Annotated in this window: 14 protein-coding genes and 2 pseudogenes; 7 read left to right on the forward strand and 9 right to left on the reverse strand. The window is 72.1% G+C overall.

Annotation, left to right across the window (positions count from 1 at the left end):
• Positions 1 to 81 precede the first annotated feature (81 nt).
• Together ACZ4Z1_RS08460 and ACZ4Z1_RS08465 are read left to right on the forward strand one after the other, a co-directional pair.
• On the forward strand, positions 82 to 795 hold the full coding sequence (locus tag ACZ4Z1_RS08460) for a non-oxidative hydroxyarylic acid decarboxylases subunit B (RefSeq protein WP_468485802.1): 714 nt from the start codon (positions 82 to 84) through the stop codon (positions 793 to 795).
• A gap of 96 nt (positions 796 to 891) precedes the next feature.
• Positions 892 to 2,361 (forward strand): UbiD family decarboxylase, encoded by a 1,470-nt coding sequence (locus ACZ4Z1_RS08465; protein WP_468485803.1) that lies wholly within the window; start codon positions 892 to 894, stop codon positions 2,359 to 2,361.
• A 13-nt stretch (positions 2,362 to 2,374) separates the two neighbouring features.
• Here ACZ4Z1_RS08465 and ACZ4Z1_RS08470 read toward each other — a convergent pair whose 3' ends face one another.
• Together ACZ4Z1_RS08470 and ACZ4Z1_RS08475 are read right to left on the reverse strand one after the other, a co-directional pair.
• Positions 2,375 to 5,656 (reverse strand): amino acid adenylation domain-containing protein, encoded by a 3,282-nt coding sequence (locus ACZ4Z1_RS08470; RefSeq protein WP_468485804.1) that lies wholly within the window; start codon positions 5,654 to 5,656, stop codon positions 2,375 to 2,377.
• An 864-nt stretch (positions 5,657 to 6,520) separates the two neighbouring features.
• Positions 6,521 to 6,829, reverse strand: a pseudogene (locus ACZ4Z1_RS08475) (RraA family protein); the annotation flags it as partial.
• A gap of 297 nt (positions 6,830 to 7,126) precedes the next feature.
• Between ACZ4Z1_RS08475 and ACZ4Z1_RS08480 the strand changes: the two are divergent.
• Positions 7,127 to 7,663, forward strand: a pseudogene (locus tag ACZ4Z1_RS08480) (NAD(P)-dependent oxidoreductase); the annotation flags it as partial.
• 180 nt (positions 7,664 to 7,843) lie between these two features.
• On the opposite strand, the gene ACZ4Z1_RS08485 reads toward ACZ4Z1_RS08480, so the two are convergent.
• Entirely contained in the window at positions 7,844 to 8,302 is a 459-nt protein-coding gene (locus tag ACZ4Z1_RS08485) for a peptidoglycan-binding domain-containing protein (protein ID WP_468485805.1), read from the reverse strand.
• 609 nt (positions 8,303 to 8,911) lie between these two features.
• Positions 8,912 to 9,424 (reverse strand): MarR family winged helix-turn-helix transcriptional regulator, encoded by a 513-nt coding sequence (locus ACZ4Z1_RS08490; protein ID WP_468485886.1) that lies wholly within the window; start codon positions 9,422 to 9,424, stop codon positions 8,912 to 8,914.
• 110 nt (positions 9,425 to 9,534) lie between these two features.
• On the opposite strand from ACZ4Z1_RS08490, the gene ACZ4Z1_RS08495 reads away from it, so the two are divergent.
• Both ACZ4Z1_RS08495 and ACZ4Z1_RS08500 read left to right on the forward strand, forming a co-directional pair.
• On the forward strand, positions 9,535 to 11,055 hold the full coding sequence (locus ACZ4Z1_RS08495) for an MFS transporter (RefSeq protein WP_468485806.1): 1,521 nt from the start codon (positions 9,535 to 9,537) through the stop codon (positions 11,053 to 11,055).
• Positions 11,056 to 11,383: 328 nt separating this feature from the next.
• Entirely contained in the window at positions 11,384 to 12,148 is a 765-nt protein-coding gene (locus tag ACZ4Z1_RS08500) for an IS5 family transposase (protein WP_468485887.1), read from the forward strand.
• 27 nt (positions 12,149 to 12,175) lie between these two features.
• Here ACZ4Z1_RS08500 and ACZ4Z1_RS08505 read toward each other — a convergent pair whose 3' ends face one another.
• Both ACZ4Z1_RS08505 and ACZ4Z1_RS08510 read right to left on the reverse strand, forming a co-directional pair.
• Positions 12,176 to 13,261: an FAD-dependent oxidoreductase gene (locus tag ACZ4Z1_RS08505; protein WP_468485807.1), complete on the reverse strand. Its 1,086-nt coding sequence runs from the start codon at positions 13,259 to 13,261 to the stop codon at positions 12,176 to 12,178.
• Between the two features lie 83 nt (positions 13,262 to 13,344).
• On the reverse strand, positions 13,345 to 13,785 hold the full coding sequence (locus tag ACZ4Z1_RS08510) for a MarR family winged helix-turn-helix transcriptional regulator (protein WP_468485808.1): 441 nt from the start codon (positions 13,783 to 13,785) through the stop codon (positions 13,345 to 13,347).
• A gap of 920 nt (positions 13,786 to 14,705) precedes the next feature.
• Here ACZ4Z1_RS08510 and ACZ4Z1_RS08515 point away from each other — a divergent pair.
• Positions 14,706 to 15,605 (forward strand): aminoglycoside phosphotransferase family protein, encoded by a 900-nt coding sequence (locus ACZ4Z1_RS08515; RefSeq protein ID WP_468485809.1) that lies wholly within the window; start codon positions 14,706 to 14,708, stop codon positions 15,603 to 15,605.
• 342 nt (positions 15,606 to 15,947) lie between these two features.
• Here the strand turns inward: ACZ4Z1_RS08515 and ACZ4Z1_RS08520 are convergent, their stop codons facing one another.
• Positions 15,948 to 17,495 carry an MFS transporter gene (locus tag ACZ4Z1_RS08520; protein WP_468485810.1) on the reverse strand — a complete coding sequence of 516 codons (1,548 nt, stop codon included), beginning with the start codon at positions 17,493 to 17,495 and terminating at the stop codon, positions 15,948 to 15,950.
• 144 nt (positions 17,496 to 17,639) lie between these two features.
• On the opposite strand from ACZ4Z1_RS08520, the gene ACZ4Z1_RS08525 reads away from it, so the two are divergent.
• On the forward strand, positions 17,640 to 18,515 hold the full coding sequence (locus tag ACZ4Z1_RS08525) for a helix-turn-helix transcriptional regulator (RefSeq protein ID WP_468485811.1): 876 nt from the start codon (positions 17,640 to 17,642) through the stop codon (positions 18,513 to 18,515).
• A 72-nt stretch (positions 18,516 to 18,587) separates the two neighbouring features.
• Here the strand turns inward: ACZ4Z1_RS08525 and ACZ4Z1_RS08530 are convergent, their stop codons facing one another.
• Together ACZ4Z1_RS08530 and ACZ4Z1_RS08535 are read right to left on the reverse strand one after the other, a co-directional pair.
• Positions 18,588 to 19,787: a thiopeptide maturation pyridine synthase gene (locus ACZ4Z1_RS08530; RefSeq protein WP_468485812.1), complete on the reverse strand. Its 1,200-nt coding sequence runs from the start codon at positions 19,785 to 19,787 to the stop codon at positions 18,588 to 18,590.
• Positions 19,784 to 20,824 carry a thiopeptide-type bacteriocin biosynthesis protein gene (locus ACZ4Z1_RS08535; protein WP_468485813.1) on the reverse strand — a complete coding sequence of 347 codons (1,041 nt, stop codon included), beginning with the start codon at positions 20,822 to 20,824 and terminating at the stop codon, positions 19,784 to 19,786. Before ACZ4Z1_RS08535 ends, ACZ4Z1_RS08530 begins: the two co-directional genes overlap by 4 nt.
• Between the last annotated feature and the right edge of the window lie 3 nt (positions 20,825 to 20,827).

Below are 20,827 nucleotides of genomic sequence, written 5' to 3' on the forward strand. Positions count from 1 at the left end.
CCGGGACGGTCCTGTCGGCCACAGGGCCGTCCCCGGCACCCGCACGACACAGCAGTACCCGTACACGGACGAGAGGCGGACATGGCGAACATGATCGGTGGCGGCAGCGCCGCACCGGCGCGACTGGTGGTCGGCATCACGGGGGCGACGGGCGCCGTGCTCGGCGTACGGCTGCTGGAGCAGCTGCGCGCGCACGGCGGTGTGGAGACCCACCTGGTGATCAGCCGGTGGGCGCGCAGCACCATCGAGTGGGAGACCTCGATGAGCGTGCGCGAGGTCAGCGCGCTCGCCGACGTCACCCACAGCCCCGAGGACCAGGGCGCGGCGATCTCCTCCGGCTCGTTCCGCGTGGACGGCATGGTGATCGCCCCGTGCAGCATGAAGACGCTGGCAGCGATCCGCATGGGCTACGCCGACGGACTGATCGCCCGCGCCGCCGACGTCACCCTCAAGGAGCGCCGCAAGCTGGTGCTGGTGCCCAGGGAAGCGCCGCTGAGCGAGATCCACCTGGACAACATGCTCACGCTGGCCCGGATGGGCGCGGTGATGCTGCCGCCGGTGCCCGCCTTCTACCAGCACCCGGCCACGGTCGACGACATCGTGGGGCACACCGTCACCCGCGTGCTCGACCAGTTCGGCATCGACACGCCCAAGGCGTACCGCTGGAACGGGATGCACGCGGCCCGGCAGCACGCCCGCGACGAACGGGCGGGCGACGCCCGGAACCCCGACGCGCAGGCCCACGTCCCGGAAGAGCACCACACGGCCCCGGTGGCCGCCCCCGGCCTCTCCTGACCACTCCCGCCTCCCCGTCCCCCTTCCCCACCGTCCCCGTCCCCTTTCCCCACCGTCCCCGCTTCTCTGCCACCGACAAAGGAAGACCACCCGCCCATGAAGCACCTCACCAGCCTCCGCGACTACCTCGACGCCCTGGCCGAACTCGACGACCTGCGCGTGATCGACGACGAGGTGGACCCCGAACTGGAGATCGGCGCGATCGCCCGGTACGCCACCGAGCACCGGGCCCCGGCCCAGCTCCTCACCCGCATCCGCGGCTGCCGGCCCGGGTTCCGGGTCCTCGCCGCGCCCGCCGCCCTGAGCAGCCGGCCGCAAGCGCCCTACGCGCGGCTCGCGCTGGCTCTGGGCCTGGACCCGGACACACCGCCGCGGGAGCTGATGGACGGCCTGGTCGCCGCGCAGGCGGCACCGCCCGTACCGCCCGTCACACTGGACTCGGGGCCGTGCCAGGACAACGTCCTGCTCGGTGCCGACATCGACCTGACCCGGCTGCCGTTCCCGCTGCTCCACCAGGGCGACGGCGGCCGGTACGCCAACACCGTCGGCACGTTCGTGCTGCGCAGCCCGGACCGGAAGTGGACCAACTGGGGCATCGCGCGCGCCATGCTGCACGACGCGCGCCGCATCGTCGCCTTCACCGGCTCGCCGCAGCACATCGGCGTCATCGACGACATGTGGCGGGCGCGCGGCGAACGCACCCCCTTCGCGCTGGTCCTGGGCGCCGAGCCCGCCGTCCCGCTGGTGTCGACCATGTCGCTGCCCGAGCACGTCGACGAAGCGGCCTACCTGGGCGCCTACTTCGGCGCACCGATCGAGGTCGTACGCTGCAAGACCGTCGACCTCGAAGTGCCCGCCACCGCCGAGATCGTCATCGAGGGCTACATCGACCACGACGACCTGCTGCCGGAGGGGCCGATGGGTGAGTTCGCGGGCTACGTCCCGGAGGGGAGCTGGTCACTGCCCGCCTACCACGTCACCGCGGTCACCCACCGCGACGATCCCGTCATGCCGGTGGTGTGCGCGGGCAAGCCGGTGGACGAGGACCACACCCTGATCGGCCTGACCCACTCGGCCCGCTGGACCCACTACCTGCGCGAGGCCGGCATCCCGGTGGCCGCCGCCTGGATGATCCCGGAGACCGCCGTGCACGTGCTGGCCGTCACCGTCGACCGGGACTGGCGCGAGCGCACGGGGTTCACGTCGTCGCAGGAGCTGTGCCGGGCGGTCGGCGAGGCCGTGGACGCCTTTCCGCACGGTGGCTGGTGGGTCACCCGGATCATGGTCCTGGACAGCGACATCGACCCGACCGACGTCCGCGACGTGCTGTGGGGCTTCGCGACCCGCTCGCACCCCACGGACGGCATCCACGTGCTGCCCGACACCGCGATCATGCACCTGATGGTCTGCTACCACGAGAAGGAACGTGCCACCGGTACCGGGCCGACCGTCGTCTTCGACTGCGTCCGCGAGGACGAGCTGCGCAGCACGGCTTTCGCGGACAACTACCCGGCCGACGTACAGCGCCGTACCTTCGAACTCCTGGCGGGCGCCCGGCCGCTGTGACACCGGGCCCGGCTCAGCCGCCGTCGCCGGGGAGCGGCGGCGGCAGGAAGCCGCTGGAGCGGAAGAAGGCGAGGTAGCGGTCGAGGAGGGCGGCGTCGGTGGGCGGGCAGCGCAGGCCGCTGTCCCGCAGGCCGCGGTCGGTGTTCGCACGTGCGAGTCGCGGGAAGACGCCGTCGAGATACATCTCCTTCACGCTGATGTCGGACTTGTTGCTGCGGTCCACACAGAGCGAGACGAACGGCGTCGTGGGGCTGCTGGGGTGCCGCGCCACGTGTCGTACCAGTTCCTGCACCCAGGCGTCGTAAGGCAGTTCGCGGATGCCGTAGCCCGCCGCCCGCATCCGGGCCAGCATGTCGGCGAGGCGGGCCGGGCGGGGGTTGGTGAGGTGGTAGGTGCGACCGTCGGCCGGCTCGCGGGTCGCCAGGTGCACCACGGCGGCGGCCAGGTGGTCGACCGGCACGAAGTCCAGCGGCAGCGGCACGTCGGGCGCCACGCCCGTCTCCGCGATGACGCGGAACAGCGAACTGATGGCCGTCTCGGTGTTGCAGATGCCGGTCTGCTCTTCGCCGGTGACCTCGTACGGCCGGTGCACCGCCACCGGCAGCCCCGCCTCCGACGCCTCCTTCAGCATCCGCTCCGCCACCCACTTGCTCTCCGCGTACCCCATGGTCAGGTGGTCGGCGTGGCCCAGCGGCGTGTCCTCGGCCACCTGCCGCACCCCGGCCGTGCCGAAACCCGCCAGCACCGCGATGGTGGACAGGAAGTGCAGCGGGACCCGCCGCCCGGCGGCCAGCCGCACCAGTTCCCGGGTGCCGTGGACGTTGGCCGGGCGCAGGGCGGCGTACGGATAGAGGAAGTTGACGTGCGCCCCGGCATGCAGGATCAGATCGGCCGTCTCGCCGAGCCGCCCGAACCGCTCCTCGGTCAGGCCCAGGAGCGGGGCGGTCAGATCGGCCGGGAAGCAGGTCAGGCGCTGCTCGTACGGGGTGGTGTCGAGGCCGTACCGGGCCGCGTTGGAGCACACCCGGCGCCGCGCGTGCGCCGCGTCCCTGGCCCGTACGGGGCACAGCAGCTCGGCGCCGGTGACCCGGGCGAGCCGGTCGAGCAGAAAGGCGCCCACGAAGCCGGTGGCCCCGGTGACCAGGACGCGCTCGGGCGCACGCCATCGGGGGACACGGCCGCGTACCGGCGGCAGCCGCAGCCCGAGGCGGGCCTCGCGCAGGAAGTACGCCTCCGACGCGGGCGCCGAGCCGGTCCGGTGCCCGGCGCGGCCGTCCCGCAGCGCCCGGTCCACCGCCACCGCGTACGCGCCGAGCGTCGGCGTCCGCAGCAGGCTGCGGACGAGGAAGGTGCCGTGTGCCGCGTCCATGCCCAGCGCGGTCATCGTCCTGGTGGTCACCTCGGCGGTGAGCAGCGAGTCACCGCCGAGGTCGAAGAAGTCGTCGTCGGGTGCCGGGCGGACACGCAGGATCTGCTCCCAGACGTCGGCGAGCACGCTCAGCAGACCGCAACCGTCCCCCGCGGTGCCGCCCCCGGCGCCCGGACCCGCCTCGCCCACACGCTGTTCCCCGTTTGCGTTCGCGTCGGCGTTCCCGGTCGCATCCGTTTGCCCGGAGCACTCGGCCGCGTACGGACCGGTGCCGTCCCGCCGCGGCCCGGCGCGTACCGCGTCGTGCGGGCGGGCCCCGTCGCGGGCCGCGGGCAGCGCCGCCCGGGCGAGCAGCGCGCGCCGGTCGATCTTGCCCGCGCCGGTGACCGGGAAGCGGTCCAGGACCTGGATACGCGCCGGTACGGCGGGCGCGGGCAGCCAGGACGCCAGGTACGCGCGCACCTGCTCGACCGGGACCCGTTCGCCGGGGCGGACCGGCGTCACGAAGGCCACCGGCCGGGCACGCGCCTCCTCCCCGTCGACCTCGACGGCGGCCTCGGCGATGGCTTCGTGCGCCCGCAGCCGGGCCTCGATCTCGTCCAGCTCCACGCGAAAGCCCCGCAGTTTGACCTGCCGGTCGTGGCGGCCCCGGTACTCCAGGGTGCCGTCCGGCCGCCATCGGGCGCGGTCGCCCGTACGGTACAGGCGCCCGCCGGTCCGGGGACCGAAAGGGTCGTCGAGGAAGCGCTCGGCGGTCAGGGCCGGGTCGTTGAGGTAGCCGATGGCGAGGCCGTCGCCTCCGACGAGCAGCTCACCCTCCTCGCCGGGACCGGCGGGCGTACCGTCGTCGCGGAGCACGTAGCAGGTCGAGTTGGGAAAGGGCCGCCCGATGGGCACGGTGGCCGCGCCGGCGGGCAGGTCCCGCACGACGAACGCGCTGGAGACGACGCTGTTCTCGGTCGGCCCGTAGAAGTTGACGAGGGTGGTCCCGGGGCAGGCGGACAGCACGCGGCGGCACAGCCGGGGATCGAGCGCCTCGCCGCCCGCCGAGACGAACCGCAGGCTCCGCAGCGCCTCCGGCCGGGTGCGGGCCACGTGGTGCAGCACCCCCGCGGTCAGGAAGGCCACCGCCACCTCCTCCTCGCGCAGCAGCCGCTCCAGCGCGTCCACGGACAGCAGTTGCTCCCGCTCCGCGACGACGAGGCAGGCCCCGGACAGCAGCGCCGTCCAGATCTCGATCGTCGAGGCGTCGGAGGAGCAGCTGTACGCGTGCAGCACCCGCTCGCCGGGCACCGGAGGCGACAGCCAGGCGCCGGAGGCGGCCAGACGCACGACGCCGCGGTGCGGGATCGCCACCGGCTTCGGGCGGCCGGTCGAGCCGGAGGTGAACATGATGTAGGCGCAGTCCTCCGGGGCGACGGCCACGCCCGGGGCTCCGGACGTGGCCGTCGCCCCGGAGCCCTGGGAGAGCGTGGCGAGGTCTCCGTCGACACAGGCACGCAGCCTGCGCACCCGGCACGTACTGCCGGGCAGCGCGACGGCGACCCGCACCTCGGCCTCCTCGGCCATGGCACGCAGCCGCGCGGGCGGGTACGCGTCGTCCAACGGCACGTACACCGCACCGCACTTGAGAACGGCGAGGAACGCCGCCAGCGCCTCGGGACACCGGCCGCCCAGCACCCCTACGGCGCTCCCGGGGCGGACCCCCGCGGTCAGCAGCCGCCGGGCGAGGGCGTCGGAGTGCCGGCTCAGCTCCCCGTAGGTCAGGGTGCGGTCGCCGTGCCGGACGGCGGGCGCCCCGGGCGCGGCCAGCGCCCGCTCCTCGAACAGCTCGTGCAGGCAGCGGTCGCGCGGGTACGGCGTCGCCGTGTCGTTCCACGTCGCGTGCCGGCCCGGCCGGCCGGGCGCCTGGGAGGGTCGCAGCATGGTCAATACCTCGGAAACGGTCGAAGTGCCCGGGAGGCCGGGGCGGAAGAGGGGCCGGGCGGACGGTTCCGGACGGAACCGGGCGGCCCGGGTCGGCTGAACGCGATGACGAAGGAGGCGGAGCCGGCGGCGCGCCACCGCTCGGGCCGCGTCCGGACGGTCACGTCGGCGGGGCGCCCGTCCAGGGAGCGGCCGGCCCGGCTCCGTGCTCCGCGTCCGGACCCGTGTGCCCGGTGCGCGCACAGCACGACGGGACCGGGCCGGACGCCCGTGTCGCGGTGTCCTCCATGGCACCCGGAAAAGCGGGTGCACTAGGCAATTACCCAGCAATCCGGCGTCGGTGTTCACTCGTGCGGATGATGCGGAACGTTTGGGTGAGCAAACGCGAGCCGCATCGTGAGCGGTGTACCACCGCCCGTACCGTTGTGCGCCCCGCAGTACGGGGGACGTGGTACCGACAACGGGTTTGCGGACGGGGTCGAATGCGCGGAAAGCGCGGCGAGCGTGTTCCTGTACGGGAGACGGTCCGGTGGCGCGCCACGCGGGTCCCTGGGAGCTGATCGGTGGTCAGGTGCCGTCGCTCACCCGGCGCGCGCCGGTCGGCCATCGTGTACGGAACGGGAATCGGGCGGGACGCCGGCGCCCGCCTTCCGTGCGTGTGCCGGATGCGTCGGAAGGGCTGGACGGGCTGGATGTGCTGGACGCATCGGACGTGTTGGACGTGCAGGATGTGCTGTAAGGGTCCGATGCGCCGGATGCCGGATGCCGGATGTGCCGGAGCGTGGAATCGGATCCGGGCCGGGCCGGCCCGACGACGGCACGTGAGGACGCCGCGGCCTGCCGGGGGTCCGGCCGGCCGGGCGCTCAGCCCGTGAAGCCCTGGTCGCTCAGGATCTTGTCGATACGCGCGCGGTGGGCCGCTTCCCAGTCGTCGAAGGTTTCGGCAGCCTCTTCGGCCAGCTTCTTCTCGGCGTCGGCGAGCACCTGCTCGCGGCGGTCCGCGGGGGTGACCAGGACGCCCTCCTCGTCGGCCACCACGACGTCGCCGCTGCGCACGGTCACGCCGCCGCACCGCACCGGACCGTTGAGCGGCGCGACGGCCGTCTTGGTCCCCGGAACGGGGATGACGCCGCGCGCGAAGACCGGGAAGCCGGCCTCCCGTACCTCGGCGAGGGTGGTCGTCGGGATGCCGCTGAAAGCTGAGATGTCGTTCATGGACCCCTTCTCCGGGTCCGGAGCCCGGTTCCGTCGGTCACGGCCGGGCCCCGCGACGCACGCCACGCACGGCGGACGGACCGCACCGGGCAGCCGAGGCCATACGGCACTGCTCAGCCGCTCGGCTGCCGTTCACAGGTGCTCCCGCCCACCGTAAGGTGATCATTTTGCCGTGTGCTCCCCGGGGGACGCCACCACGAACCGCACCTACGGAGATGACTGCCATGCACCTGCGCTGTGCCGTGCTCGACGACTTCCGACCTGCACGGCCGGCGTCTCGGCCTGCTCGGGCTCGGCAAGATCGGCAGCCAGGTCGCCCGGATCGGTACGGCCTTCGGCATGGACGTGGTGGCCGGGAGCCGGCACCTCACGAAGGAACGGACCGACGAAATCGGTGTCGGCCTCGCGGCGAACAAGGAGGAACTCCTCGCCACCAGTGACTTCGTCTCGGTCCACCTGGCGCTGGGCGACCGCACGCGGGGCCTGCTCGGCGCGCCCGAACTCGCCCTGCTCAAGCCGACCGCATACCTGGTGAACACCTCCCGGGCGGCCATCGTCGACCAGCAGGCTCTGCTCGATGCGCTGCACGAGGGCCGGTTCGCCGGCGCGGGCGTCGACGTCTTCGACATCGAGCCGCTGCCCGCCGGCCACCCGATGCGCACGGCACCCCGGCTGCTGGCCACACCCCACCTCGGCTATGTGTCCTGGGACAACTACCGCACGTACTACGGCCAGGCGGTCGAGGACATCCAGGCGTACCTGGCGGGCTCACCGGTACGGCTGCTCGGCTGACGGGGCCGACGCGGCTGCCGAGGCTGCGACGGCACCGTAGCGTTGGGACGGAGCCGTAGCGTCGGCACGGAGCCGTCCGGCGCCGGCCCGCCCCCCCACACACACAGCCGATCGAGCGGCGCGCCCGGATGGCGCGCCGCTCGACGGCGTCAGATGCCGGTCACCTCAGGAGGCCGGTCCCTAGAGGGAGTTGGCGAACCGCTTGAACGCGGCCTTGGTCTTCGTCCCGGGGTCTCCGTCGATCTTCCCGGTGTAACCCCAGCTGTCCTTCAGCAGGCGCTGGAGCGCCTTCACCGTCTCGGTGCCGGGCTTTCCGTCGATCTTCCCGGTGTACTTCCAGTACTTCTTCAGGCAGCGCTGGAACGCCTTCCAGCTTTCGGTGCCCAGCGTCCCGTCGATCTTGCCGGTGTACTTCCAGTGCTTCTTCAGCCAGCCCTGGACCTTCTTGGCCTGCGCGGCGCTCAGGCCCATGTTGTTCACCGCGAGCGGCGCGACAGCCTCGGCCGACACGGCCGTCACCGCCGGCTGCGCGGCCGGCGTGGCGGCGAAGCCGGTGCCCGCCCCCGCCAGGCCGCCGGCGGCGATGCCGACGGCAGCGGTGACACTGACGAGCGTCCTCTTCACAGCGTTCGGTCGCATGTCTTCTCCCCCTTCGGGTCATGGGAGCGCCGTCCGACACGGCCGGCGCGTACGTCGTCGGACGCATCGGCGCACCCCCTCATGGCCGTACGGCGCTCAGGCGGCTCTGGCGGTGGTGCTCCCCGTTCGCCTCAGCGCGGTACGGGGAAGAAGCTATCCGTCGGGGCGGCGGCTCTCGTCAGCCCACGAGTTGAGATCGGCGCAACCAGGAGGTGACATCGGCTCTCCACCGACCGCGGTAACGGCGACAGATGTACAACCCCCGCAGTACTGCCCATCCGGCCGCGAAGCGGCCACCGCGACACTGGGCGCGTTCCCTGACGCCATCACCCACTCCACGCGAGACAGATGCCGAGGATGCCGATGCCGCGTTCCGCCTTCTGGGCTGATCGGGGGCCGTGTCCGGCGAGGTGCTCCGGGCATGACGACCGGAAGGAGCCCGGAGTGCGGCAGGGGGTGGGAGCTGGAGGAGTGCCTCTTGGGTCTGCGCGTGTGCGCGGCGACCGGGGGCACGCTGATGGCGCTGGCGGCGGAGGCCGCAGTGAGCCGGGTCCGCCACCGGGCCCGGATGCGCACTGCGGCCTGTCGTCGGGGCCGGCACCGCGCCGGTCAGGGAGTCCGGCCACCAGGGGCGCGGGGGGAGCGCGGTGTCGCCGTGTCCTGTTCCGTGAGGTAGGCGTCCATGGTGGTGTTCAGGTCGGCCATGAACGCTTCGAACTGTTCCAGGAGCTGGGGCGGGTGGTGCGACATCGTGGTGTCGAGGCGGTGGGCGAGCGGGCCGAAGAACTCGTCGGCCCGTTCCTGGATGTGCCCGCCGCTGCGCAGGGTGACGATGCGCCGGTCGGAGTGTTCGCGGGCGCGGGTGATGTGCCCCGCCGCTTCGAGACGGTTCAGGAGTGCGGTGGTGGCTCCCGTCGACAGGGAGATCCTCTCGCTGAGCCGCGCCGGTGACAGGGGGGTGCCGCGCTCCTCGGCGGCGGCGATCTCCAGTACCGCGGTCGCGTCGGTGGAGTGCAGGCCCAGCCAGGCGGCGAAGCGCCGGCCGAATTCGGCGTAGTGGCCGCCGTAGATCCTCAGCGATTCCATCAGCCGCTCACGCTGCTCCGCGATGCCGTCGCGCATGGCTTCCTCCACGCCGGCCCTCCACTCCTGTCTCCTGCCGTGCGATTCACACGGGCAGCCCGCTTTGACAACCTACCGTCACCAATTTACCTTCACGGTGGAATTACTTCATGATGGAGGTACCTGGCGTGCGTGACCCGTTGCCCACCCCTGACGAGACGACCGGGCCCTATCGGTGGCGGTGGCTGATCCTGGCGGTGATGATCGTCGCGGAGATCATGGATCTCCTGGACGCCTCGATCGTCAACGTCGCCGGACCGGACCTGGAGAAGTCCCTCGGTGCCGGTTCCGTCGGACTGCAGTGGGTGATCGGCGGCTATGCCCTCACCCTGGGCGCCGGTCTGGTCCTGGGCGGCCGGCTCGGCGACCGTTACGGGCGGCGCCGGATGTTCCTGACCGGCCTGGCGGCCTTCACCACGAGCTCGCTGCTGTGCGCGATCGCGCCGGACATCGAGTCGCTGATCGCTTTCCGCCTGCTGCAGGGCGCAGCCGGGGCCATGCTGCTGCCCCAGGGTTTGGGCCTGCTGCGGGAGAACTTCTCCGGCCCCGAGCTCACCAAGGCCTTCGCGATCTTCGGACCCGTCCTCGGCCTGGGCGGCATCATCGGCCCGGTCCTGGGCGGCTTCCTCATCGAGGGCGACTCCTTCGGCCTGGGCTGGCGGTCGGTGTTCCTGGTCAACCTGCCCATCGGCGTCGCGGCGCTGATCGTCGCCGCGAAGTGCGTGCCCAAGAAGGCGGGCGACCGCACGGTACGGGTCGACATGGCCGGCGCGGCCCTGGTGGTGGTGTCCTGCGCCCTGCTGGTGCTGCCGCTGAACCAGGGGCAGGAGGACGGCTGGCCGCTGTGGACGTGGCTGTGCATGGCCGCCTCGGTGATCGGTTTCGCTCTGTTCGCCGTACAGCAGCGCCGAACGGCCGCCGCGGGCCGGGAACCGCTGGTGACCCCGGGTCTGCTGCGCAAGCCGGCCTTCACCGTCGGGCTCGGCGGCATCGCCCTGTTCTTCGGCGGGCTGATCGGCACGCAGCTCGTGCTGACCCTGTTCCTCCAGATCGGCCGGCACTTCACCGCCGGTGAGGCAGGACTCGGCAACCTGCCGCTCGCGGTGGGCACCGCGATCGGCGGCGCTGTCAGCGGCGCGTTCCTCGCGGACAAGATCGGCCGCAAGGTGTTGCAGATCGGACCGCTGGTCCAGTTGGCCGGCGCGGCCGTGCTGTGGTTCGAGCTCGACGGCCTCGATGCCGTCTCGTTCTCCATCTGGGACATCGCTCCCGGCGTGGCGGTGGCGGGCGTCGGCGCCGGCATGGTGATCGCCGCCCTGTTCAGCGTCATCCTGGCCGCGGTCGACGACGACGAGATCGGTTCCGCCTCCGGCGTCCTGTCAGCGGTCCAGGCGGTCGGCGGCTCCATCGGCGTCGCGATCTTCGGCTCGGTGTTCTTCGCCCAGGCCGACACCGGTGACTTCAGCGGTGGTTTCCACCGCGCGCTGATCATCCAGACGTGTCTGCTGGTGGCCTTCCTCGCCATCACCTTCCTGCTGCCCAGGAAGGGCCGCCCCGAGGACGAGCAGCACGGCATCATCCCCGAGGCCGCTGCCGGCGACTCCGTCACCGAGCGGCACCTCACCGCGTGAAAGCCCGCCGGTGTGAACGCACCGCGAACCGGGCCGTCACCCGGTGCGAGGAGACTGAGGAACAGAAGGGGAGCGTCATGACACACCGGAACGTGCTGATCGCGGGCGCCGGCGCAGCCGGTCCGGCCCGGCCTACGGGCTCAGGCGCCACGGCATGCCGGCCACGACCGTCGAGCGGTCTGCCCGCCCTGCGCGAGGGCGGGCAGACCGCGGACGTGCGAAGTGCCGGGCGGAACGTCGCCCGCCGAATGGGCCTGGAGCGCACCCTGCGGGCTCACGCCACCCACTGAGAGCTCCTGACAGAAGTTGCTGATCATGTGACGTTCACATCGAGCCGTTGCTGCCCGAGCCGGGTCCGAAGCTGGTGAAGGGCAGGCCGCGGATCCCGGACCGGCAGGCACTGTGCGGAATCCTGTTCGTACTGCACACCGGCATTCAATGGGAATACCTGCCCCAGGAGCCGGACTTCGGCTCGGGCATGACCTGCTGGCGGCGCCTGGCAGCCTGGAACGAGGCCGGTGTGTGGAACGAACCGCACGTGGTGCTGCTGAAGAAGCTGCGGTCGGCGAAGAAGCTGGACCGGTCACGGGCGGTGATCGACTCCTCGTATGTGCGGGCCGCTCGGCGCGGCGGCAAAAGCGGGCCCAGCCCGGTCGACCGCGCACGGCCGGGCAGCAAACACCACGTCATCACCGACGCTCAGGGCGTCCCGCTCCCGGAGTCGCTGACCGGCGGAAACCGCAACGACGTCACACAGTTGCTGCCGCTGTCGGAGAAGATCCCGGCCGTGGCCGGCGTCACCGGCCGCCCCGGACGTCGGCCAGACGTACTCCTCGCCGACCGCGGCTACGACCACGTCAAGTACCGCCGCCTGGGGCGACAGCGCGGGATCCGGCCGGTCATCGCCGAACGAGGTCAGGAACACGGCAGCGGCCTGGGCGTCTTCCGCTACGTGGTCGAGCGCACGATCGCCTGGCTGCACGGCTTCCGTCGACTGCGGATCCGCTGGGAACGACGCGACGACATGCACGAAGCCTTCCTCGGCCTCGCCACCTGCCTGATCACCCACCACCACGTCCAACGCCTGCGGTAAAGCCTCGGACTTATCTGGTTGCTGTGGTCAGGAGGGTGTGAATTCGGGGTAGTAGGCTGCGGCGGCGGTCGCGGTGTCGATGTTCCGTGGGAAAAGCGCGGCTTCGTAGGCGCGGATGGCCGCGTCGATGTCCTTGGGCTGTTCGGCGATGGCGTTGCCGAGCTGGCCTGCGTCGAAGAGCGCCCAGTTCGCTCCTTCGCCGTCCGGCGGTGCCAGGTGCGCGGCGTCTCCGATGAGTGTGACCCCAGGTATATGTTCCCAGCGGTGCCCGATCGGTAGCCCGTACAAGGGGCGGAAAATCGGCGGGATGTCGCTGTCCGCGACCAGGGCGACGAGTTCCGGCGCCCACCCCTCGAACATCGCCGCGACGGTGCGGGCGGCCGCAGGGCCGTCTTTGAAGTTGATACCGTCGAACCAGTCGAGCGGCTGGTCGAACATGGCGTAGGAGTGCAGGGTGTCCGCGCGCTCGCGCTGCACGCCGAGACCGATGCGGGTGGTTTCGTCGTAGGCGGTCATCGACCCGCCGCCGACCAGCGCCAGGGTGGCAGGGTGCCGGGTGTCGCTCTCATACAGGTACGTCTCGACCATCGAGCGTCCGGCATAGGCGGGCGTGGCATCGGAGAGCAGCGGCCGGACCTTCGACCAGGCACCGTCGGCACCGACGAGGATGTCGGTGACAATCGTCGATCCGTTGGCGAAGGTCACTTCGTGACGGCCGTCGGCGAGGGTCCGCACGCTCCGGGTCCTGTGGCCCCAGACGACCCTGCCGGCAGGCAGGGATTCCAGCAGCAACTGTCGCAGCTCGCCACGCTGCACCTCGGGGCGGCCTCCGGCGGGGTCATCGGGCTGGTCCGCCAGGATGGTGCCGTCAGGCGCCACGTCGCGGGATGCCTGGCGGCCTTCGAGGACAAGGGATCGGAAGCCGTCCATCAGACCGGTGGCACGGATCCCGTGCTGTCCGTTGTAGTCGTGGATGTCGAGCATGCCGCCTTGGCCCCGGGCCTGAGCAGACGCCTCCGCCTCGTACACCGTGGACGCGATTCCATGAACCGCCAGGGTTCGTGCCAGTGCCAGTCCCGCGAGACCGGCACCGATGATCGTGATCTGAGTCATACAGGGGTTCCTTGCTGTTGGTGAATGAACCGGCGGTCCTGCCCGCGAGGCTCCCGGCCGCCGTGCGGAGCAGTAGAGCCGGGTCAGGGAGAGCGGGGTGGCTCGATCCGGGAGGCGAGCTGTTCCAGGTATTCATGGAGTCGCGCCTGCTCTGCGGCGCCCAGCGGCGCGAGGATCGACTCCTCGACACGGTCCATGGCCTCTTCGAAACCCTGGATCAGTTCGGAGCCCGCTGGAGTGACATGCACCCGACGGCTGCGCGTGTCATCCTCCTGCATCTGGCGCTCTACGAGTCCGCGCCGCTCGAGTCCGGCCAGGAGCCGCGAGACGCTCGGCGCACTGGTGCGCATGGCCCGCGCGACGTCACGCTGAATGGCATCCGGATTCTTCGACAGGTACGCCAACACGGCACTCTGCTCGTGCGTGAGGCCGCGTTCCCGTATCCAGTCATCAGCGATGCGCCGCTGCCCCCACACAACCCACCGCATCAGCTCCAACGTGCTCTCACGCTTCGATCCACCCATAGTTAACACGCTAACTGTTGCCAGGCTAACAATCAAGCCTCCTTGGGCTGTGCCCCACTGCATGGACACACACGCTGGCGCCGGGCCTCCTCGCGCAGAACCTGTCCGCGGTCGCTCCGGCGATCAAGCGAACGCACAGGTTGTAAGAGGGCATTCACTTCGTCGATGCGGCGAACCGTCAAGGCCGCCTTTCCCGGCAATGCTTTCGGCGGCCAGGGGCCGATCGCCGATCTGGAGATCCTGCGCGCCCACCCTGTCCTGCATCCTGCACGAGGAGACCCGCCCTCACGCCGGGTACCTGTCCGGGGATGAGGTCACGCAGCTGTCCGGCACAGGGGAGAGGGCGGAGGTCACCTTCCGCAACGGGCCGGAGCGTGAGTTCGCCCTCGTCGCCGCCGACGGCGCCCGCCCCCACACCCGCGGCCCCGCCTTCGGCGACACGTCCGACACCCGGCCCGTGGGCCTGTCGACCGCGTGCGCGGGAAATCAAGCGCACCTCCCCGCACTGCCGGGGCATCTTCACCCGTGTACGAGATGAAGCGCCTCGGCCGCCACGTCGCCGAGCCCGTGCCCGCCGACCGCCCCCGGCCCCTGCCTCACTCTCCTGACCGAGCGTCACTCCGGCTACGGAGGGCTGCTTGTGGCTTTGCCGTAGCTCCGGGAGAACGGGGCCGGGACCCCCGTGGGTTCGCGAACACTGAAGGTGGTTCATCGGGAACCTGAGGGTCCGGTGCCGCCAATTTCAGGGATAGCCCCCTGGGCTCACGGGGAACACGCCGGGTCGGCTCGGACAGGCGTGCGTGTGGAACGCGGAGCAGAGGACGGCCAGTCGGGAAAACCGGTCGACAGACGAGTGCACGAGGCACTGTGATGGCTCCGACTGCCCGCCGCATGGAGCGGGCCCACCGCAGGAGTTGCTCTTGGAAGCCGGGAGAGCCGCGGACCCCCGCCCCGCGATCGATGCCGCACTGGCCAGGCGCCTGGTCGATACGCAGTTCCCGCAGTGGGCCGGGCTGCCTCTCAAGCTGCTCGACCCGGCCGGTTCGGACCATGTGATCTACCGGCTGGGCGAGGACCTGTCCGTCCGGCTGCCCCGTCATGCGGGTGCCATCAGACAGGCCGTGAAGGAGTCTGAGTGGCTCCCCAGGCTCGCCCCGCACCTGCCGTTGGCCATCCCGGTACCGGCGGGGGCGGGGGAGCCCGGCTTCGGTTATCCGTGGCCGTGGGCGGTGTCCCGCTGGCTGGACGGTGATGTGGCGACCGCTGAGGCACTGGCTGACTCGTCCCGGGCTGCCGTCCAACTGGCGGAGTTCCTCACCGCCCTTCAGGCATTCACGCCCGAGGGCTTCCCGGTCCAGGACGCTCGCGAGGACCTCACCGGTCGGCCGCTGAGCGACCGGGACCGCGCGACGCGAGCCGCCATCGCGGAGGTCGACGGTGCGTTCGACGCCGCGGCCATGACCGAACTGTGGGATGCGGCGCTGAGCGCCCCCGGACGGGACGGCCCGCCGGTCTGGTTCCACGGTGACTTCCACACCGGCAACCTGCTGACCGTCGCCGGCCGCCTCAGCGCGGTCATCGACTTCGGCGAGCTCGGCATCGGCGACCCGGCCCGCGACCTGACCATCGCCTTCACCCTGATGTCTGCCGGGAGCCGGGCTGTCTTCCGCGCCACGCTCGGCGTCGACGACGCCACCTGGACCCGGGGCCGCGGCTGGGCCCTGGCCACCGGCCTGAACGCCTACACCTCCTACGCCGCCGTCGATCCCCGGGTCGCCGCGCAGACCGCCCGCCAGATCACCGAGGCGCTGATCGGCTGATCAGCCGGTTGCAGGATGTAGAGGTTCATGGAGAACGCCCTGGACCCGTTTCGGGTTCGGATCCGAGGAGCTTGCGGGCGGAGCCCGCGTAGCGGATGGCGGTCTTCTCATCGATGCCGAAGACGAGCGTGAGGTGGAGTGGTCGGCGCCGCGGGTGAGGGCCTCTTCGAGCAGTCTGTCGATGCGGAGCCGTTCGGGAGTGGCGGTGATGTTGCGGGTGGCCCGGGTGGTCCAGAGCTTGCCGGCCGGGCCGAGTTGGACCGGCCTGCGACCTCGATCGGCAAGCTGTGTCATTCCGAGCGGTCGGCCGAATCAGGGGAGAACGCATGGGATGCCGCACAGTCAGGGCCGGCCGGAGCGGGCCGCGACGCGACTGGGCCTGGCTCCGCCCGGGGAGGGGAGGAAGCGCAGCAGGGCCGCGACGGCAGCCGCCAGGGTGAGGCTGAAGACCAGGGCGGCGGCCAGGGCGTGTCCGTATGCGACGGGGTCGTGGCGGGCGGCGTCGCCCAGCGTGCCGTAGAAGATGACACCGATGGCCGCGACGCCGACCGAACCGCCCACCTGCTGCCCGGTCGACAGGACACCGGAGGCCATCCCGGCCTCCGCCGGCCGCACGCGCGCGAGCACCGCGTTGAGCAGCGGGGTGACCAGCACACCGGTGCCCGTACCGATGACCAGCAGCGGTACGACGAGGGTCCCGGCCGTCAGCGCGGCCCCGGCGTGCAGGACGGCAGCGATCGCGGCCGCGTGCCCGAGGCCGAGGACGACGGCCCCGGTCCGCAGCAGCCGCCGTCCGTGGTGGGCCAGCCGCCCGGCGACGACGCTGCCCGCGAAGAAGGCGGCCGCGAAGGGCAGGTAGAACAGGCCGGCGGCCAGGGTGCCCAGGCCGAGCCCGTCCTGCAGGGTGACGGACAGGACCAGGAAGAAGGAGTTGATGCCGAAGTACGTGAGGAGGACCAGCGCCATGCCGACGCTGAAGGCGCGGTCGCGGAACAGCCCCAGCCGTACGAGAGGGGAGCCGCCGCGTGCCTCGACGCGGCGTTCCACGCGGGCGAAGCCGACGAGGGCGAGCGCTCCGGCGGCCGGGCCGGCCCAGGACCACACGGGCCAGCCGGCTTCCCGTCCCTCGACCAGCGGCACGACGAGGAGGAAGAGCGCGGGTGTCAGGACGGCCGTGCCCGCGAGGTCGAGGCGGCGGCTCTCCGGGGCCCGTGACTCGGGGACGAGGACGGCCGCGAGCACCAGCGTGAGCAGGCCGACGGGCACGTTGACCCAGAAGACCGGGCGCCAGGACGTACCGAAGAGGTCGGCGGCGACGAGCACACCGCCGAGCAGCTGCCCGGCGACCCCCGCCGTGCCGATGACCGCGCCGAGCACGCCGAACGCCCGCGCCCGCCGCTCCGGCGGCAGCAGCACCTGGATCGTCGAGAAGACCTGCGGGGTCAGTACGGCGGCGCCGAGCCCCTGGAGCAGCCGGGCGGCGATCAGGGCACCGGCGCCGGGCGCCGCCGCGCAGGCCACCGAAGCGAGCGTGAACAGGGCCATACCGATCAGGAAGCACCGCTTGCGGCCGATCAGGTCACCGAGACGGGCGCCGGTGATCAGAACGACGGCGTAACTGAGCTGGTAACCGGCGAGGACGAGTTGGATGTCCGCGTCCGACGCGTGCAGGTCCCGCTGGATGGCGGGGGTGGCCACGAGCACGATGAAGGTGTCCAGGACGGCCACGAACACGCCGATGAGGACGACGGACAGGGCCCGCCACGGGGACGCAACGGGCGGAACGGGCGGCGCGGGCGGACCGGTCGGCGTTCCGCCGTACGGGCTGGGACGGGGGCCAGGGGTGCGGGCGCTGTCGCCGGAGCCGGCCGGTGGTTCGGTGTGCTTCATGCCTCCGACCCTGGTCCGGGCGCGGAGGACGGTACAGAGGCCATTTATGCTGGTGGTCGCGGTACCCCCTTGCGGGCCGGAGTCCCGGTGCCGAGGGCCGTGCCGACGGACCACGCGGGGCCGAACGGGCGGGAACGGACGGAAATGGGCGGGCGCGACGCGACGCAGGCCGGGCCGGAGGCGGCGGCCGCCCGGGAACGGCGCCGGGTGCTGGCCGCGTTCCTCCGCTCCCGCCGCGCACGAGTCGCGCCCGCCGACGCCGGTCTCCCGGCGGGCCCCCGCCGCCGTACGCCCGGACTGCGCCGCGAGGAGGTCGCGACCCTCTCCGGTGTCAGCGTCACGTGGTACACCTGGCTCGAACAGGCCAGGGACATCACCGTGAGCCGCCAGGTGCTGCACAGCCTGGCCGGGGTGCTGCGCCTGACCCCGGCCGAGACCCGCCACCTGTTCGCGCTGGCGGGGCAGTCGCTGCCCGAACCGGAGCCGGTGCGGCCCGGCGCCGGGCCGTTGCAGCGGCTGGTGGACGTGCTCGACCCGTATCCGGCCTACGCGGTCGCCGCCAACTGGGACCTGCTGGTGTGGAACCGCGCCGAGGCGGGCCTGATCGGCGACCCCGCCCGCTGGAGCGACCCCGCACGCAACCTGCTGCGCCTGGTGTTCACGCAGCCCCGCGTCCGTACGCTGCTGGCCGACTGGCCCGATCAGGCCCGTACGCTCCTGGAGCAGTACCGCGCCAGTGCCGACCGGCACACCGGTGACCCGGCGTTCGCCCGCCTGACCGCCGACCTGCGCGACCGGAGCGAGGAATTCCGCACTTGGTGGGACACTCACGACATCGCGGAGTTCCGCCCCACCCGCCGGATCTTCGACCACCCGCGCCTGGGGCGGCTGACCTTCGACTACACCAAGCTGACGCCGGTCGCCGTACCCGGAGTCACTTTGGTCTCCTGCCTGCCGTCCGACGACGAGACCGCCGGAAAGCTGCCGGAGTTGAGCGCCTGCGCGGAGGGTGGGGCGTAGGCGGTCGCGCCGGGCGGATCGGACCCCGGCGACGTCGGCACGGCGGTGGCTGGGCAGTTGCCGCCCCCCCCGTCACTCCGCCCCGCTCGCCCCCCGGGCCCACTCCTTGCTCAGCCGGGACCACTCGGGAGTGTCCACGGCGGGGGAGAAGACGACGTGGCGCTGGAAGGCGGCTTCCGCGGTGACGCCGTGCACCGCTTCGACCGTGTTCGCCGCGAGGTGGCACAGCAGGCCGCGGTCGACGGGCTTGAGACCGAGGCGGTTGAGGTGGATGTAGAGGTAGTTCACGATCAGCCGGAAGGAAGCGAACCAGGTGTCGTCGCGGAGGAAGTCCGCGTGGCCGTGGTCGGTCTGGAGGAGCCGGTGGAAGTCGCTGAGCTGCCGGGTCGGCAGCCTGGGGGCCCGCCCGGCGCCGCTGAGCGTCAGCTCGCCGGACTCCAGCAGCGGGTACGCGATGCGCTGGTACCGGCGTACGGCCTCGGCCCACTCACGGACGAACGGCACGGCGGCGCCCGGGCCTTCGGGGGCGCCGGGCTCCGCGGACAGGACGGACTCCACCGTACGCAGGCGCGTGGACAGCGCGTCGGCCTGCCGTCGGTAGCGCTCGTCGAAGGAGGCCCGGTAGCCGGCCGGGTCGTGGGTGCGGGACAGGAACGCGTCGGCGTGGGACCGCAGGGACAGGAAGCCGCGCGCGATCGGCGCGCCGTCCGGGTCGAAGGGGACGGCAGCCACCGACGCGGTGGTCCACATCAGGTCCAGCGCCAGTACGGGGAGCGCCCCGCCGCTCTGGAGGTGCTCGTACATCGCGAACGCCAGGTCGTTGGTGTCGCTCAGGAAACCGGCCAGCACCTCGCTGCCCCGCATCGACCCCAGCACCGGCAGCCGGTGGTCATAGGGCTGTTCGAGCACGGTGTTGTCGGGCACCCAGGGGTGCCGCGGCCCGGTCTCCATCTCCAGTTCCGCCAGCCGCTCGTGCACCGGGGCGAGCGCGGTCTCGTCCAGCCGGGCCGTGGAGGGGTGCTCGCGTACGTACGTCTCCAGCGCGGCGACGACCCGCGGGCGTACGTGGGCGGCCCACTCCTTTGCCGTGGTGCGGAAGTTCAGGCGCAGGTGCGGGCCGCGCAGCCAGTGCCGGCCGAACCAGGCGCCGCTGACCGACGTCCGTACGGCCTCGAACGCCGGGCGGACGGCGTCCAGCACGAGCGCGCGCTCGGTGCTCTCGTCGTGGTGGTGCACGTGGACGCTGTGCCACTCGGCGGGTGCCCCGCTCATGAGACGGTCAACGCCTCGGGCAGTTCGGCGAGGACCCGGCCCACGAGGAACCGCACCTGGTTCTCCTGCCACAGGGTGAGACCGATGCGGTTGTTGATCAGGTGACCGCTGCGCAGCAGCACCAGGCTCGTGGCGGGGTGGGCGGTGTCGGCCAGTTCGAGCGGCCCGGCGAGCGGCGAGGCCGCCCACTCGTTGGCGAAGGCACTCGCGTCCTCCAGCTCGTGGAGGGCGTGCCGCAGCCGGCGCAGGGACGCCATCCAGTAGGCGCGGTGGTCCGCGCCGGCACCGGTCAGTGCGTCCTCGGGCGCGGTCGCCAGGCGCCAGATGCGCCGGGCGCGTTCTTCGAGCCGCGCCTGCTGGGCGCGGTGCCGCGGCCCGACGTCGGCGGCCTCGGGGCCGCTGCCGAAGGGCAGAGGCGGGCCGCCGTGCCGTGACCACCGGTCGCGTACCTCGTCGCAGAGCGCGAACACTCCCACGACCAGGTCGAACGCCAGCATCGCGCGCTGCTCGACGGTCGCGCCGGTGCCGACGACGGACAGTGCCAGCTCGCTGGACTCGCGGAAGTGCTGTTCCACGGCGGCGACGGCCGCGCGGTACCCGAAGTCGGAGTGCTCCCGCTCGTACGGCAGGAACTCCACGGTGTTGTTGGGCCGCACTTCCTCCTGCCGCTCCTGGCCGGACCGGCCCTCCAGGCCGGCCAGCCCCTCGGAGACCTGGGCGAAGCGCGCGCGGTCCACGACATCCGGGGACGGGACGGACTCCAGGTACGCGCGGACGTGCCGGCCCGTCACGTCCTCGATCGCGGCGCGGTCGGCGCTACGGGCGGGCAGCAGACGCAGCCGGACGTGCGGGCCGCCTTCCCAGTAGCGCAGGAAGAACCACCGCTGGACGAGACCGTCGGCCGTCAGCCGCGCGACCAGCGGGCGGACACAGTCGGTCAGCAGCGCGTCCTGGCCGGTGTCGTAGAAGATGTGGGCGCCCACCCAGTCGGAGCCCTCCGCGGTACCGGGGTCCAGCCGGTCGCTACCGGTCAGCATCTC

The sequence above is a fragment of the Streptomyces sp. NPDC030165 genome, assembly GCF_055573595.1.